Genomic DNA, 14,154 nt, shown 5'->3' on the forward strand with positions numbered 1-14,154 from the left:
TAGTGCCCCGCACCGCCCGTTGACGCGGCCCGCAGGGATGTCCGGGCCGGTGGCCGGGGTCTTCCCCGGCGCCTCGCGCCGCCCCGCCATGTCCACCACGGACAACGGCGCCCGGCCACCACTCCCGAACGGAACATGCCGGACCCCGGGCCCCGCCCCTAGCCTGCAGGAAAAGCGTCCGAAACATCCCCCCAGGAGCCCCACATGACCGAAATCCCGCAGGAGCGACGCGTCGTCACGGCCATCCCCGGCCCGAAGTCGGTGGAGCTTCAGGCCCGCCGGCTGAACACGGTGGCCGCAGGAGTGGGCTCCACCCTGCCGGTGTTCGCCGCCCGCGCCGGTGGCGGGATCATCGAGGACGTGGACGGCAACCGCCTGATCGACCTCGGCTCCGGTATCGCCGTGACCTCGGTCGGCGCCTCCGCCGAGGCCGTGGTGCGCCGCGCCTCCGCGCAGCTCGCCGACTTCACCCACACCTGCTTCATGGTCACGCCGTACGAGGGCTACGTCGAGGTCTGCGAGCAGCTCGCCGAGCTGACCCCGGGCGACCACCCGAAGAAGTCGGCGCTGTTCAACTCGGGCGCCGAGGCCGTCGAGAACGCGGTGAAGATCGCCCGCGTCCACACCAAGCGCACCGCGGTCGTCGTCTTCGACCACGGCTACCACGGCCGCACCAACCTCACCATGGCGCTGACCGCCAAGAACATGCCGTACAAGCAGGGCTTCGGCCCGTTCGCGCCCGAGGTCTACCGGGTTCCGGTGGCGTACGGCTACCGCTGGCCGACCGGTGCCGAGAACGCCGGTGCCGAGGCGTCCGCCCAGGCCATCGACCAGATCAACAAGCAGATCGGCGCCGAGAACGTCGCCGCGATCATCATCGAGCCGGTGCTCGGCGAGGGCGGCTTCATCGAGCCGGCCAAGGGCTTCCTCCCGGCGATCGCCCAGTTCGCCAAGGACAACGGCATCGTCTTCGTCGCCGACGAGATCCAGTCCGGCTTCTGCCGCACCGGCCAGTGGTTCGCCTGCGAGGACGAGGGCATCGTCCCGGACCTGATCACCACCGCCAAGGGCATCGCGGGCGGTCTGCCGCTCTCCGCCGTGACCGGCCGCGCCGAGATCATGGACTCCGCCCAGTCCGGCGGCCTCGGCGGCACGTACGGCGGCAACCCGGTCGCCTGCGCCGGTGCCCTCGGCGCCATCGAGACCATGCGCGAGCTGGACCTGAACGGCAAGGCCAAGCGCATCGAGGAGATCATGAAGGGCCGCCTCGCCGAGATGCAGGCGAAGCTGCCCAACGGCGACGTGATCGGCGACATCCGCGGCCGTGGCGCGATGATCGCGATCGAGCTGGTGAAGTCCGGCTCGAAGGACCCGAACCCGGAGGCCGCCGCGAAGCTCGCCAAGGCCTGCCAGGCGGAGGGCGTGCTGGTCCTGACCTGCGGTACGTACGGCAACGTCCTGCGCTTCCTGCCGCCGCTGGTGATCGGCGAGGACCTGCTGAACGAGGCGCTCGACGTCATCGAGCAGGCATTCGCCACGATCTGATCCGTGCGAGCTCCGACGGTCCGGGATCCCGCCTTCGCGGGGTCCCGGCGGGGCCCGCGTGAGGGCCTGTGAAGAAGGTGTGCGGGGCCGATGGCGGGATCCGCTTCCCGCTGTCGGTCCCCCTTCCGCTGCCGTACGGTTTCTGCAGATGAGAGAGACACCCCGCCCGCAGGGGACTACGGGCGATGCCGGGTCGGAGCCTCCCCGGCGCCGGTCCGGCCGTGCCATCGCGCACGCCGCTGGAACCTCTGGTTCCGGAACTCCTCACCGATCGGATGGCCGCTCGCCCCAGACCCCCCGGGGCGTGCGGCAAACCGATCCGACCGGCCGCCCCGGAACCATCCCCCCGGTTCCCGGGCGGCCGGCTCTTCTTCGTTCCCCGGTGCTGTGGGCGCTCCTGGCTCCGGCGCTCTTCGCGCTGATCACCTGGCAGGTCGCGGCCGACGGCCCGCTGCGCGGGCTGGACGAGCGGACCGGCCGGGCCGTCGTGGGGCACGGCCCCGCCCGGCTGACCGAGCTCCTCGCCGATCTCGGCAACACGCAGGTCGCCCTTCCGGTGCTCGCCTGCTCGATCGTTCTCGCCCTGGTGCGCGGCGCGCGGCGCCGGGCACTGTACGCGGCGCTCGCGATGGCCACCGTGCCGCTGCTCGTCGTACCGCTGAAGGCGTGGATCGCCCGCCCGGGACCGCTGACCGAAGCCATTGGCCACTACCCGTCCGGGCACGCGGCGACGGCCCTGGTGGCCTACGGGGCGGCGGCGCTGCTGCTGGCGCGCCCGGGGCGGCGGTGGTCGTGGATGATGCCCGTCGCCGCTGCCTTCCTGGCCACGGCGACGGGCATCGGTCTGGTGCTGCGCGGCTACCACTGGCCGCTGGACGTGCTGGGCAGCTGGCTCCTGTTCGGAGCGGTGCTGCTGCCGCTGCGCCCGGGTGCGCTACGGGGCGGTCAGCGCCCGAAGTAGGCGTCGAAGTTCTTCGAGAACTCCCCGTTGTTGAACCGGTCCCAGTTGATCGACCACGTCATCAGTCCGCGCAGGGCGGGCCAGGTGCCGTGGGTGGTGTAGGAACCGCAGTCGGTCTTCCTGGTCAGGCAGTTCAGCGCCTTGGTGACCTCGGCGGGCGAGGTGTGGCCGTTGCCCGCCTGGGTGGAGGCCGGCAGGCCGATGGCGACCTGCTCGGGGCGCAGCGGCGGGAAGACCTTCGTCTGGTCGCCCGCCACCGGGAAGCCGGTGAGCAGCATGTCGGTCATGGCGATGTGGAAGTCGGCGCCGCCCATCGAGTGGTACTGGTTGTCCAGCCCCATGATGGAGCCCGAGTTGTAGTCCTGGACGTGCAGCAGGGTCAGGTCGTCGCGCAGCGCGTGGATGACCGGGAGGTAGGCACCGGCCCGCGGGTCCTGGCCGCCCCAGGGCCCGGAGCCGTAGTACTGGTAGCCGAGCTGGACGAAGAAGGTCTCCGGGGCCATGGTCAGGACGAACTTCTCGCCGTACTTGGCCTTGAGGGTCTTCACCGCGGAGATCAGGTTGACGACGACCGGGGTGGTCGGGTTCCGGAAGTCGGTGTCCCCGGTGTTCAGCGAGAGCGAGTGGCCCTCGAAGTCGATGTCGAGGCCGTCCAGACCGTACTCGTCGATGATCTTGCTGACCGAGGAGACGAAGGTGTCGCGGGCGGCTGTGGTGGTGAGCTGCACCTGGCCGTTCTGGCCGCCGATGGAGATGAGCACCTTCTTGCCCGCGGCCTGCTTGGCCTTGACGGCGGCCTTGAACTCGGCCTCCGACTCGACGTTCGGGCATTCGGTGACCGGGCAGAGCGAGAAGCGGATGTCGCCGGAGGTGACCGAGGTCGGCTCGCCGAAGGCCAGGTCGATGACGTCCCAGGAGTCGGGTACGTCCGCCATCCGGGTGTAGCCGGAGCCGTTGGCGAAGCTGGCGTGCAGATAGCCGACGAGGGCGTGGGCGGGCAGCTGGCCGCCGCCCCCGCCGCCTCCGCCCGCCGTGGTGGTGGCCTGGACGGCGGCGGACTTGGCGGACTCGCCCGCCGCGTTGACCGCGGTGACCTGGAAGCTGTACGCGGTCGACGCGGTGAGTCCGGTCACGGTGGCGGAGGTGCCGGTGACGCCGAGGACCTTGGTGCCGCCCCGGTAGACGTTGTATCCGGTGGCGCCCGCCGAGCCGGTCCAGGAGAGGTCGACGGAGGAGGCGGTGGCGGTGCCCGCCCTGAGGCCGGCGGGGGTGGCCGGGAGTTCGACGGGGGTACCGCCGGGGCCGATCAGGGAGAGGTCGTCGGCGTAGTAGGCGGGGGTGCCGAACCAGCCGTGGGTGTAGACGGTGACCTGCTTGGTGGCGGGGCCGGTCTTGAACGTGGTGGTCAGCTGCTTCCAGCCGGAGGACGACTGGGTCCAGGTGGAGACGTCGGTGGTACCGGTGGACTCGGCCCCGAGATAGACGTACGAGCCCTGCACCCAGGCGCTCAGCGTGTACGTGGAGTCCGGCTGGACGTTCACCACCTGGGAGCACTTGGCGTTGTCGGCGCCGGCCGGGGTGGCCTTCAGCGCCGAGGTTCCGCCGTGCGCCGGGGTGGCGACGGTGGTCCCGCTGCCGCCGGTACAGCTCCAGCCGTCCAGTCCGGACTCGAAGCCGCCGTTGCGGGCCAGTTCGGCGTCGGCCGCGGCGGCGGACGGGGCGAGGGCGGTCAGTCCAGCGGCGGCGAGCAGCGCGGCCGAGAAGGCGGCCACGAAACCGGTCAATCGGGCGGGGGGTCCCGTACGTTCCACAACTGCCTCCGTGCTTGGGGGAATCGAGTGCGGCGGCCACAAGATGGTCCAGACCAATCAGGTTGTCAAGACCTCTGACAGAACGGAGCCGCCCACCGGGCCGGCCCCGCACCGCTCTCCCCGGCCGCCGCACCCGGCCTCGTCGCCCCGGCTCGGACACCGGCCGCAGAGCGGCGGAGCATCCGCGCGACCGCGGCGGGCGAGGGGTTGGGGAGTTGCGGCACGGCTGTTCGCGGCCGGCAGCGCCGTCCCACACCTTCAGAGCGCCGGGCCCCCGCCCGCCGGCCCCGCGACGGTTCCCAGCAGCCGGTGGGGCCGCGTTCCGGCAGCCCCGTTCGCCCGTGACACAGGCGCGTAGAGCAGGCCGCGCGTGCCGTCCTCGCTCACGAACACGTGCGCGGTGCCCATGCCGGGGTACGGAGCCGCCCGCAGCCGGCCGGCGGTGGCCCCGGCCCATCGCGCGGCAGCGGACGCCGGCCCACGCTCTGCGTGCGCGACGACGATCACATCGAGCGTGTCGTCGTCGGCACCGTCCGGCACGACGGTGTGTGCCAACCGGTAGCGGACCAGCCCGGGACGCCGTATCCCCGGAATCTCGCGGTCGATGCGGCCGACCATCTCGGACCGGTGCCCGCGGACGAAGGCGAGGTGGGCCTCGTCGCTGGTCCACTGCGCGACACTGAGCAGCACGCTCCCGTCCGCGCTCGCGAAACAGCTGAGCCGCAGGAAGGCGTCGGGGCGAAACCTGGCCGACAGCTCGCCCCATTCCCCCAGCAGCGCACGGCCCGCCCGGTCCTGACGGTCCGGTGTGTCCACGATCCACTCGCTGATCAGCGTGGTCCCGGCATCGGCCCGGGCCAGATCCGGCAGCTGAAGCGTTGTCATACGAGTCTCCTGTCGTCGCCGTGCGTCCAGCGTGAAACCTCAAGAGTGGTTGAGGTCAAGCCGGGGCCCGGGGCCCGGGTTGTCGCTGCGACGACCGCCGGGACGGCGGATACGAGGACGCCGGGCCGTCGGACGGCATGCAGCCCCGGCGCAGGCGCCCTCGACACCACCTGTCGCCTCCGCCCCGACGCCTGCTCTCGGACACGCTCCGACCGGCTCCGGAGTGAACTCCCGAACCGCTCACGCCCCGAACCGCCGGTGCTCCAGGGGCCTATCCGGCCCGTCCCGCCGCCGCCTCGTGCATCGCGAGCTCCAGCAGGGCGACGTCGGTGAGGGTTCCCGAGCCGTCCGGCGGGACCAGCCAGCGCACCCCGCCGCGGGCGGGACGGCCCGGATGAGGCACGACGATCCAGGTCCCCCGCCCCGCCCCGCGTACGCCGGTGCCGACCCAGCGGGCGACGGTGCCCGGCTCCACGAAGAAGCCCGTCCGCGTGTCGCCGAACCCGGCGAGCACGGGACCGGGCCGGTCGATCAGTCGGGTCAGTACGTCGAGGGTGGGGTGGCCCAGCTCCCCCGGAAGGATCAGCACGTCCCAGCGCCGCCCCGCGGGCAGGAGCGCGACCCCGCGGGGGTCGCGCTCCCACATCCACCGGCAGGCGCCCGGGTCCGGCGCCACCGATACGAGCCATTCGACTGCTGCTTTGACCCCCGTGCCGGTCATGACCTGTCTCCGTTTCCCTGTTTCGTGCCCGCCGGCCTTGGTTACCGGCGCGTACACACGGGTGAGAGAGCGAAGTCACCGCTCCATTACGCGGCTTCGGGAAGGAAATTCGGAAAAAGGCGGCCCGGCCGCCTGCGGGCGGCCGGGCCGGGAATCGGGAGGGTCCTTTTCCGGACACCCCTCGAAGGGTTTGTCAGGTGCCGGACTCCGGGGTCAGCTGTCGAAGCCGAGGCCCAGTCGGTCCATCGTCTTCAGCCAGAGGTTGCGGCGGCCCTGGTTGTTGTCCGCCCTGGCCAGGGACTTCCTGGTCAGCTCGATCCCGGCCCAGGCGAACGGCTCGGGCGGGAACGGCATCGGCTTGGTGCGGACCATTTCCAGCGTGGTCCGTTCGTTCTGCTCGCCCGCCAGCAGGTCGAGCATCACATCGGCGCCGAACCGGGTGGAGCCGACGCCGAGACCGGTGAATCCGGCGGCATAGGCGACCTGGCCCTGATGGGCGGTGCCGAAGAACGCGGAAAAACGCGAACAGGTGTCGATCGCCCCGCCCCAGGCATGGCTGAAACGAATTCCGGCCAGCTGCGGGAAGCAGTCGAAGAACTGCTCCGCGAGCTTGAGGAAGGTCTCCGGGCGCTGGTCGAGTTCGGCGCTCACCCGGCCGCCGTACGGGTAGATCGCGTCGTAGCCGCCCCACAGGATCCGGTTGTCGGCCGACAGCCGGAAGTAGTGGAACTGGTTGGCGCTGTCGCCCAGGCCCTGCCGGTTCTTCCAGCCGATGGAGGCGAGCTGGTCGGCGCTGAGCGGCTCGGTCATCAGCGCGTAGTCGTACACCGGCACGGTGAACGGGCGGACCCGCTTGACCAGCGACGGGAAGACGTTGGTGCCGAGCGCGACCCGGCGGGCGAAGATCCGGCCGTACGGGGTGCGGACGCCCATCCCGGTGGCGGTCCGGGCGAGCTCGATGCCCCGGGTGTGCTCGTAGATCCGTACGCCGAGGTCGAGGCATGCCTGCTTCAGGCCCCAGGCCAGCTTGGCGGGGTGCAGCATGGCGACGCCCCGGCGGTCCCACAGGCCGCCCAGGAAGGTCGGCGAGTCGACCTCGGCACGCAGCGCGTCGCCGTCCAGGAAGTCCGTCCCGGTGAAGCCGAGCTTCGTCATCTCCTCGTGCCACTCGTGGAGCTCTTCGAGCTGGTAGGGCTCGGTGGCGACGTCGATCTCGCCGGTGCGCTCGAACTCGCAGTCGATCCCGTAACGGGCGACGGCGTCCTCGATGGCGTCGAGGTTGCGCTCGCCGAGCTTCTCCAGCTTGTGGATCTCGTCCGGCCAGCGCTCCACACCGTTGGGCAGGCCGTGGGTGAGGGAGGCCGCGCAGAAGCCGCCGTTGCGCCCCGAGGCGGCCCAGCCCACCTCGTGGCCCTCGATCAGTACGACATCCCGCTCCGGGTCGCGTTCCTTGGCGATCAGCGCGGTCCACAGACCGCTGTAGCCGCCGCCGACGACCAGCAGGTCGCAGCGTTCGTCCCCGGTGAGCGCGGGCAGGGCCTCGGGCTTGCCGGGGTCGTCCAGCCAGAACGACACGGGCTTCGCGTCGGAGAGTGATTGTGCAGCGATACGCATGGCAGCTGGGGCCATGGTTTCCAACTCCTTCAGGACTTTCTAGTGTGTGCTGTTCTTGCGCCGGTTCGCGATGAGCTGGCCGACGACAACCACCAGTACCGCGATGACGAACATCGCCGTGCCGATGACGTTGATCTGCACGGGCGTGCCGCGCTGTGCCGAACCCCAGACGAACATGGGGAAGGTCACGGTGGAGCCCGCGTTGAAATTGGTGATGATGAAATCGTCGAAGGAGAGCGCGAAGGCGAGCAGCGCGCCCGCCGCGATTCCGGGGGCGGCGATCGGCAGGGTCACCCGCAGGAAGGTCTGCACGGGCCCGGCGTACAGGTCGCGGGCGGCCTCCTCCAGCCGCGGGTCCATCGACATCACGCGTGCCTTCACCGCCGTGACGACGAAGCTCAGGCAGAACATGATGTGCGCGATGAGGATCGTCCAGAAGCCCAGCTGCGCGCCCATGTTGAGGAAGAGGGTGAGCAGCGAGGCGGCCATGACGACCTCGGGCATCGCCATCGGCAGGAAGATCAGCGAGTTGATCGCGCCGCGCGCCCGGAAGCGGTAGCGGACCAGCGCGAAGGAGATCATCGTGCCGAGGACGGTCGCGCCGATGGTGGCCCACAGGGCGATCTGGAGGGAGAGCGAGAGCGAGCCGCACATGTCGGCGACGCCGCAGGGGTCCTTCCAGGCGTCCAGCGAGAACCGCTGCCAGGCGTAGTTGAAGCGCCCGTTCGGCTTGTTGAACGAGAACACCATGACGACGACGTTCGGAAGGATCATGTACGCGAGGGTCAGCAGACCCGCGAGGACGATCAGGTTCCGGCGAATCCAGCGCAGTACGGGCATCAGACCAGGTCCTCCGTCCCGGAGCGGCGGATGTAGACGGTGACCATGATCAGGACGGCCGCCATGAGGATGAAGGAGAGCGCGGCCGCCGTCGGGTAGTCCAGGACCCGCAGGAACTGGGTCTGGATGACGCTGCCGACCATCTTCGTGTCGGTGGATCCCAGCAGTTCCGCGTTGACGTAGTCACCGCTGGCCGGGATGAAGGTGAGCAGGGTTCCGGAGACGACGCCCGGCATGGAGAGCGGGAAGGTCACCTTGCGGAAGGTGGTGGCGGGGGTGGCGTACAGGTCGCCGGCCGCCTCGTGCAGCCTGCCGTCGATCCGCTCCAGCGAGGTGTAGAGCGGCAGGATCATGAACGGCAGGAAGTTGTACGTGAGGCCGCAGACCACCGCCATCGGTGTGGCCAGTACACGATTGGACTCGGTCCAGCCGAGCCAGCTGGTGACGTCCAGGACGTGCAGGGTGTTCAGTACGTCGACGACCGCACCGCCGTCCGCGAGGATCGTCTTCCAGGCGAGCGTGCGGATCAGGAAGCTGGTGAAGAACGGCGCGATGACCAGGACCAGCAGGAGGTTGCGCCAGCGGCCCGCCTTGAACGCGATGAGGTAGGCCAGCGGGTAGCCGAGCAGCAGGCACAGCACGGTGGCGGTGCCCGCGTACAGCAGGGAGCGGAGGAACTGCGGGTAGTACTCCGTCAGCGCGTCCCAGTAGGTCTGGAAGTGCCAGGTGACCTCGAAGCCCTTCTCCAGGGACCCGGTCTGCACGGAGGTCGAGGCCTGGTAGAGCAGCGGGAGGGCGAAGAAGACGACGAGCCACAGGATGCCCGGGAGCAGCAGCCAGTAGGGGACCAGCCGCTTGCGGGTGGAGGGCTTGCGTATCTCCGGTTGAGTGACGGGCGCCGGTGGCGCCTCCTGGGTGACGGTCACGCCGCGTCCTCCACCGTCTCCACACCGGCGTCGATGTCCTGGGCCGCGTCCAGCCCGAAGGTGTGCGCGGGGTTCCAGTGCAGCACGACCTCGGAGCCGGGCGCGAGCCGGGAGTCGCGCTCGATGTTCTGCTCGTAGACCTGGAGCGCCTTGCCGGCCGGGCTCTCGACCACGTACTGGGTGGACACTCCGATGAAGCTGGAGTCGACGATCCGGCCGGTGACCCGGTTGCGGCCGTCGGCGATCGTGCCGGCGTCCTCGGCGTGCACCAGCGAGATCTTCTCGGGGCGGATGCCGACGAGGAGCTTGCCGCCGTCCTTGGCGGGGGCCGTACATCGCCCGGCGGGCAGCCTGAGCTTCCCGCCGCTCGCGGTCACGACGAGGTCGGTGCCGGTGGAGACGATCTCGGCCTCGATGAGGTTGGAGGTGCCGAGGAAGTTGGCGACGAAGGTCGTCCGCGGGTTCTCGTACAGATCGGCGGGGGCGCCGAGCTGCTCGACCCGGCCGCCGTTCATCACCGCGACCGTGTCGGCCATGGTCATGGCCTCCTCCTGGTCGTGGGTGACGTGGATGAAGGTGATGCCGACCTCGGTCTGGATGCGCTTGAGTTCCAGCTGCATCTGACGGCGCAGCTTGAGGTCGAGTGCGCCGAGCGGTTCGTCGAGCAGCAGGACCTGGGGGTGGTTGATCAGGGCGCGGGCGACGGCGACGCGCTGCTGCTGGCCGCCGGAGAGCTGGTGCGGCTTGCGCTTCGCGAAGTCGCCGAGCTGGACGAGGTCCAGCATGTCGTCGACCTGCTTCTTCACGGACTTGATGCCGCGCCTGCGCAGACCGAAGGCGATGTTCTCCGAGATGTCGAGGTGCGGGAAGAGCGCGTAGCTCTGGAAAACCGTGTTCACGGGCCGTTTGTACGGGGGGAGTGCCGTGATGTCCGTGCCGCCGAGGAAGACCGTGCCGGTGGTGGCCTCCTCCAGGCCGGCGATCATCCGCAGGGTGGTGGTCTTCCCGCAGCCGGACGCGCCGAGCAGCGCGAAGAAGGAGCCCTGCGGGACGGTCAGATCGAGCGGTTGCACGGCGGTGAAGGAGCCGTAGGTCTTGCTGATCCCGGTGAGGCGGACGTCGCCGCCGGTCTGCTGCTGTGTCATGGAGCGCGGTCCCAGTGGTGTCAGAGGGGGATCTGGGGCGATCGGGAAGATCGGGAGGATCAGGAGATCGCGAGGATCAGGGGGCTGTGCGGGGGGGGGAAGGGAGGAGAGCGGGCCGGGCCGTGCGGTCAGGCGCCGATGAGCTTGGCGAACTTCTCCTCGTACGCCGTCTCTTCCTTGGTGCTCAGGGAGCGGAAGGAGTGCGACCTGGAGGCCATCTCCTCGTCCGGGAGGATCAGGGTGTTGGCGGCCATCTCCTTGTCGATCCGGGCGAGTTCCTCGCGGACACCGTCGACCGGGCAGACGAAGTTGATGAAGGCGGCGAGGCGGGCGGCGACCGGCGGCTCGTAGTAGTAGTCCATGAGCTTCTCGGCGTTGGTCTTGTGCCGTGCCTTGGCCGGGACCAGCATGTTGTCGCTCGACGTGATGTATCCGGCGGCCGGGATGGCGTACTTGATGTCCGGGTTCCCGGCCTGGAGCTGGATGATGTCACCGGCCCAGGCGACACAGGCGGCGATGTCGCCCTTGTCGAGGTCCGCGGTGTAGTCGTTGCCGGTGAAGCGGCGTATCTGCTTCTTGTCGACGCCCTTCTGGAGCCGGTTGATCGCGGCGTCGTAGTCGGCGTCGGTGAAGGAGGCCGGGTCCTTGCCCAGGTCGAGCAGGGTCATGCCGATGGTGTCGCGCATCTCGGAGAGGAAGCTGACGCGCCCCTTGAGCGCGGGGTCGTCCAGGAGCTGCGTGACGGAGTCGACCTTCCGGCCACCGGTCGCCCTGGAGTTGTAGGCGATGACGGTGGGAATGCCGGTCCAGGGGTACGAGTAGGCGCGGCCCGGGTCCCAGTCGGGGGTGCGGAACTGGGCCGAGAGGTTGGCGAAGGCGTGCGGCAGGTTCGAGGCGTCGAGCCGCTGGGCCCAGCCGAGCCGGATGATGCGGGCGGCCAGCCAGTCGGTGACGATGATCAGGTCGCGGCCGGTGTCCTGGCCCGCGGCCATCTGCGGTTTGATCTTGCCGAAGAACTCGACGTTGTCGTTGATGTCCTCGGTGTACCTGACGCTGATCCCGGTGCGCTTGGTGAACGCCTCCAGGGTGGGCCGGCTCTTCTTGTCCTCGCCGATGTCCATGTACTCGGTCCAGTTGGAGAAGTTGACCTGCTTCTCCTCGGCCGAGTGGTCGTCGGAGGCCGCCGCGGCGTCGCCCTCCCGCTGCGCGGGCGGGATGCCGCACGCGCTCAGTGTGCCCAGCCCGCCGATCGCCAGCGCCCCCGCACCGGAGGCGCGGAGAAGCGATCGGCGGGTCAGGGCGCCCCGGCCACTGGTGAGACTGCGTCGCATCGCGGCGATCTGGGCCGCGGAGAGCCGCTCCGGCTCGTACTGCTCCATGCGCGTTTCCCTTTCGGGTGTGAAGGCCGGGGCCGGCCGGACTATCGGTCCCCGAAGATCGTGCGGTGCCAGTCCTTGCGGGCGACCGCGGTGTTGTCGTACATGACGTGCTTGACCTGCGTGTACTCCTCGAAGGAGTACGCCGACATGTCCTTGCCGAAGCCGCTGGCCTTGTATCCGCCGTGGGGCATCTCGCTGATGATCGGGATGTGGTCGTTGACCCAGACGCAGCCCGCCTTGATCTCCCGGGTGGCGCGGTTGGCGCGGTACAGGTCCCGGGTCCAGGCCGAGGCGGCGAGGCCGTACGGGGTGTCGTTGGCGAGCCGCAGCCCCTCGTCGTCGGTGTCGAAGGGCAGCACGACCAGGACCGGGCCGAAGATCTCGGACTGGACGATCTCGCTGTCCTGGGCGGCACCGGCGACCAGCGTCGGCCGGTAGTAGGCGCCCGCCTCCAGCTCGCCGCCCGGGGCCTCGCCACCGGTGACGACGGTGGCGTAGGCGCGGGCACGCTCGACGAAACCGGCGACCCGGTCCCGCTGGGCGTGGCTGATCAGCGGGCCGAGGTCGGTCGACGGGTCGAAGGGGTCGCCGAGCCGGACGGTCTCCATGAGCTCGGCGACGCCCTGCACGAAGGCGTCGTACAGCGGGCGCTGGACGTAGGCGCGGGTGGCGGCGGTGCAGTCCTGGCCGGTGTTGATGAGCGCACCTGCGACGGCTCCGTGGACCGCGGCTTCGAGGTCGGCGTCGTCGAAGACCACGAAGGGGGCCTTGCCGCCGAGCTCCAGGTGGAGGCGCTTGACGGTGGCGGTGGCGATCTCCGCGACCCGCTTGCCGACGGCGGTGGAACCGGTGAAGGAGGTCATGACCACGTCCGGGTGGCCGACCAGGTGCTCACCGGCCACCCTGCCCGCGCCGGTGACGATGTTGATCACGCCGTCGGGGATGCCCGCCTCGGTGGCGGCCTGGGCGAACATCAGCGAGGTCAGCGGGGTGATCTCGGCGGGCTTGAGCACGATGGTGTTGCCCGCGGCGACGGCCGGGAGAATCTTCCAGGCGGCCATCTGGAGGGGGTAGTTCCAGGGCGCGATCGAGCCGACGACGCCGATCGCCTCCCGGCGTACGTACGAGGTGTGGTCGCCGTCGTACTCACCGGCCGACTTGCCCTCCAGGTGGCGGGCGGCACCGGCGAAGAAGGAGGTGTTGTCGATGGTGCCGGGCACGTCGAACTCGGTGGAGAGCTTGATCGGCTTGCCGCACTGGAGGGACTCCACCCGCGCGAAGTCCTCGGCCTGCTCGGCGAGAACCGCGGCGAAGCGGTGCATCGCCTCGGCCCGCTCGGCGGGCGTCGCACCCGACCAGCCGGGGAACGCCTCCTTGGCGGCCGCCACCGCGGCATCCACGTCGGCCGTGCCGGCCAGCTCGTAGGTGTAGACGGTCTCGCCCGTCGCCGGGTCCACCACGTCGTGGTGGTCCCCCGAGGTGCCGGACCGCAGCTTTCCGCCGATGTACTGTGCGCCGGCCGCGAAGCGGTCCCGCACCTGGATGCCGTTGCCCATGACGTTCTCCTCCGCCGCGGACCCCGAATGCGGGGGCGGCGTAGCCTCTGCTCGATTTGAGTGCCGATCCTGGCAGAGGGGAAGAACCCCAACAAGTGATTCCGTTGTTGCCTTTTGGTTACGCGACGGAATCTGTCGACCATGTGTCGCGTCGTTACGGAATTCCCCGTACGGAATGTCAGTGGCGAATGCCAGAATCGCATGCCATGGAACACATGGTCGATCTCCTGGCCCGGACCGCGCGCGGCGAGAAGGTGAAGTACCTGCACTTCTGGGGGCACCGCCCGCGGCCGGACGGGCGCGTCGGCGCGAGCTGCCTGAGCCAGTGGTGGCCCTCGCCCTTCACGGTCGGCGAAGTGCGGTACGCCTCGGCCGAGCACTGGATGATGGCCGCCAAGGCCCGCCTGTTCGGCGACGCCGGATCGGAGGCGGCCGTAGTGGCGGCGAAGAGCCCGGCGGCGGCCAAGAAGGTGGGCCGGCTGGTGCGCGGTTTCGACGAGGCGATATGGGAGCGCGAGCGGTTCGGCCTGGTGGTGGCCGGCAGTGTGCACAAGTTCCGGGCCCATCCGGAGCTGCGGGAGTTCCTGCTGAACACCGGGGAGCGGGTCCTCGTCGAGGCGAGCCCGATGGACCGGGTCTGGGGCATCGGGCTGGCGGCGGACGATCCGCGGGCGGCAAACCCGGCGAGCTGGCGGGGGCTGAATCTGCTGGGCTTCGCGCTGATGGAGGCGCGGGCGGAGCTGCGGTCCGCCTGAGTGCTCGCCGGACGCG

At 70.1% G+C, this 14,154-nt stretch carries 12 protein-coding genes; 3 read left to right on the forward strand and 9 right to left on the reverse strand.

Going from position 1 to position 14,154, the window contains the following annotated elements:
- Positions 1–204: 204 nt before the first annotated feature.
- Positions 205–1,545, forward strand: coding sequence for a 4-aminobutyrate--2-oxoglutarate transaminase (gene gabT, locus ACFCV8_RS24095; protein ID WP_376687498.1), 1,341 nt, complete (start codon positions 205–207; stop codon positions 1,543–1,545).
- 382 nt (positions 1,546–1,927) lie between these two features.
- Positions 1,928–2,506 (forward strand): phosphatase PAP2 family protein, encoded by a 579-nt coding sequence (locus ACFCV8_RS24100; RefSeq protein WP_376687499.1) that lies wholly within the window; start codon positions 1,928–1,930, stop codon positions 2,504–2,506.
- Here the strand turns inward: ACFCV8_RS24100 and ACFCV8_RS24105 are convergent.
- The 9 genes from ACFCV8_RS24105 to ACFCV8_RS24145 form a co-directional block, all read right to left on the reverse strand.
- Entirely contained in the window at positions 2,491–4,317 is a 1,827-nt protein-coding gene (locus ACFCV8_RS24105; protein WP_376687500.1) for a chitinase, read from the reverse strand. The genes ACFCV8_RS24100 and ACFCV8_RS24105 overlap by 16 nt on opposite strands.
- Positions 4,318–4,575: 258 nt before the next feature.
- On the reverse strand, positions 4,576–5,202 hold the full coding sequence (locus tag ACFCV8_RS24110; RefSeq protein ID WP_376687501.1) for an antibiotic biosynthesis monooxygenase: 627 nt from the start codon (positions 5,200–5,202) through the stop codon (positions 4,576–4,578).
- A gap of 271 nt (positions 5,203–5,473) precedes the next feature.
- The gene (locus ACFCV8_RS24115; protein ID WP_376687502.1) at positions 5,474–5,923 is read right to left on the reverse strand and encodes a hypothetical protein; all 450 of its coding nucleotides are present in this window, start codon (positions 5,921–5,923) and stop codon (positions 5,474–5,476) included.
- 213 nt (positions 5,924–6,136) lie between these two features.
- Positions 6,137–7,552 carry an NAD(P)/FAD-dependent oxidoreductase gene (locus ACFCV8_RS24120; protein ID WP_376687503.1) on the reverse strand — a complete coding sequence of 472 codons (1,416 nt, stop codon included), beginning with the start codon at positions 7,550–7,552 and terminating at the stop codon, positions 6,137–6,139.
- Positions 7,553–7,576: 24 nt separating this feature from the next.
- Positions 7,577–8,377 carry an ABC transporter permease gene (locus ACFCV8_RS24125; RefSeq protein ID WP_376687504.1) on the reverse strand — a complete coding sequence of 267 codons (801 nt, stop codon included), beginning with the start codon at positions 8,375–8,377 and terminating at the stop codon, positions 7,577–7,579.
- A complete protein-coding gene (locus tag ACFCV8_RS24130; protein WP_376687505.1) occupies positions 8,377–9,303 on the reverse strand; it encodes an ABC transporter permease in 927 nt (308 codons plus the stop codon). The genes ACFCV8_RS24125 and ACFCV8_RS24130 overlap by 1 nt, the downstream gene beginning before the upstream one ends.
- Positions 9,300–10,448: an ABC transporter ATP-binding protein gene (locus tag ACFCV8_RS24135; RefSeq protein ID WP_376687506.1), complete on the reverse strand. Its 1,149-nt coding sequence runs from the start codon at positions 10,446–10,448 to the stop codon at positions 9,300–9,302. The genes ACFCV8_RS24130 and ACFCV8_RS24135 overlap by 4 nt, the downstream gene beginning before the upstream one ends.
- Before the next feature lie 128 nt (positions 10,449–10,576).
- Positions 10,577–11,827 (reverse strand): PotD/PotF family extracellular solute-binding protein, encoded by a 1,251-nt coding sequence (locus ACFCV8_RS24140; RefSeq protein ID WP_376687507.1) that lies wholly within the window; start codon positions 11,825–11,827, stop codon positions 10,577–10,579.
- Between the two features lie 41 nt (positions 11,828–11,868).
- Entirely contained in the window at positions 11,869–13,383 is a 1,515-nt protein-coding gene (locus ACFCV8_RS24145) for a gamma-aminobutyraldehyde dehydrogenase (protein WP_376687508.1), read from the reverse strand.
- 215 nt (positions 13,384–13,598) lie between these two features.
- Here ACFCV8_RS24145 and ACFCV8_RS24150 point away from each other — a divergent pair, with 215 nt between their 5' ends.
- On the forward strand, positions 13,599–14,138 hold the full coding sequence (locus ACFCV8_RS24150) for an NADAR family protein (RefSeq protein WP_376687509.1): 540 nt from the start codon (positions 13,599–13,601) through the stop codon (positions 14,136–14,138).
- Positions 14,139–14,154 lie beyond the last annotated feature (16 nt).

The organism is Streptomyces sp. NPDC056347 (genome assembly GCF_042262625.1).
Lineage (GTDB): Bacteria > Actinomycetota > Actinomycetes > Streptomycetales > Streptomycetaceae > Streptomyces.

Coding starts and splice junctions, on each gene's coding strand:
- gabT (WP_376687498.1), top strand. CDS start 205: ATGACCGAAATCCCGCAGGAGCGACGCGTCGTCACGGCCATCCCCGGC.
- ACFCV8_RS24110 (WP_376687501.1), bottom strand. CDS start 5,202: ATGACAACGCTTCAGCTGCCGGATCTGGCCCGGGCCGATGCCGGGACC.
- ACFCV8_RS24115 (WP_376687502.1), bottom strand. CDS start 5,923: ATGACCGGCACGGGGGTCAAAGCAGCAGTCGAATGGCTCGTATCGGTG.
- ACFCV8_RS24120 (WP_376687503.1), bottom strand. CDS start 7,552: ATGGCCCCAGCTGCCATGCGTATCGCTGCACAATCACTCTCCGACGCG.
- ACFCV8_RS24125 (WP_376687504.1), bottom strand. CDS start 8,377: ATGCCCGTACTGCGCTGGATTCGCCGGAACCTGATCGTCCTCGCGGGT.
- ACFCV8_RS24135 (WP_376687506.1), bottom strand. CDS start 10,448: ATGACACAGCAGCAGACCGGCGGCGACGTCCGCCTCACCGGGATCAGC.
- ACFCV8_RS24140 (WP_376687507.1), bottom strand. CDS start 11,827: ATGGAGCAGTACGAGCCGGAGCGGCTCTCCGCGGCCCAGATCGCCGCG.
- ACFCV8_RS24145 (WP_376687508.1), bottom strand. CDS start 13,383: ATGGGCAACGGCATCCAGGTGCGGGACCGCTTCGCGGCCGGCGCACAG.
- ACFCV8_RS24150 (WP_376687509.1), top strand. CDS start 13,599: ATGGTCGATCTCCTGGCCCGGACCGCGCGCGGCGAGAAGGTGAAGTAC.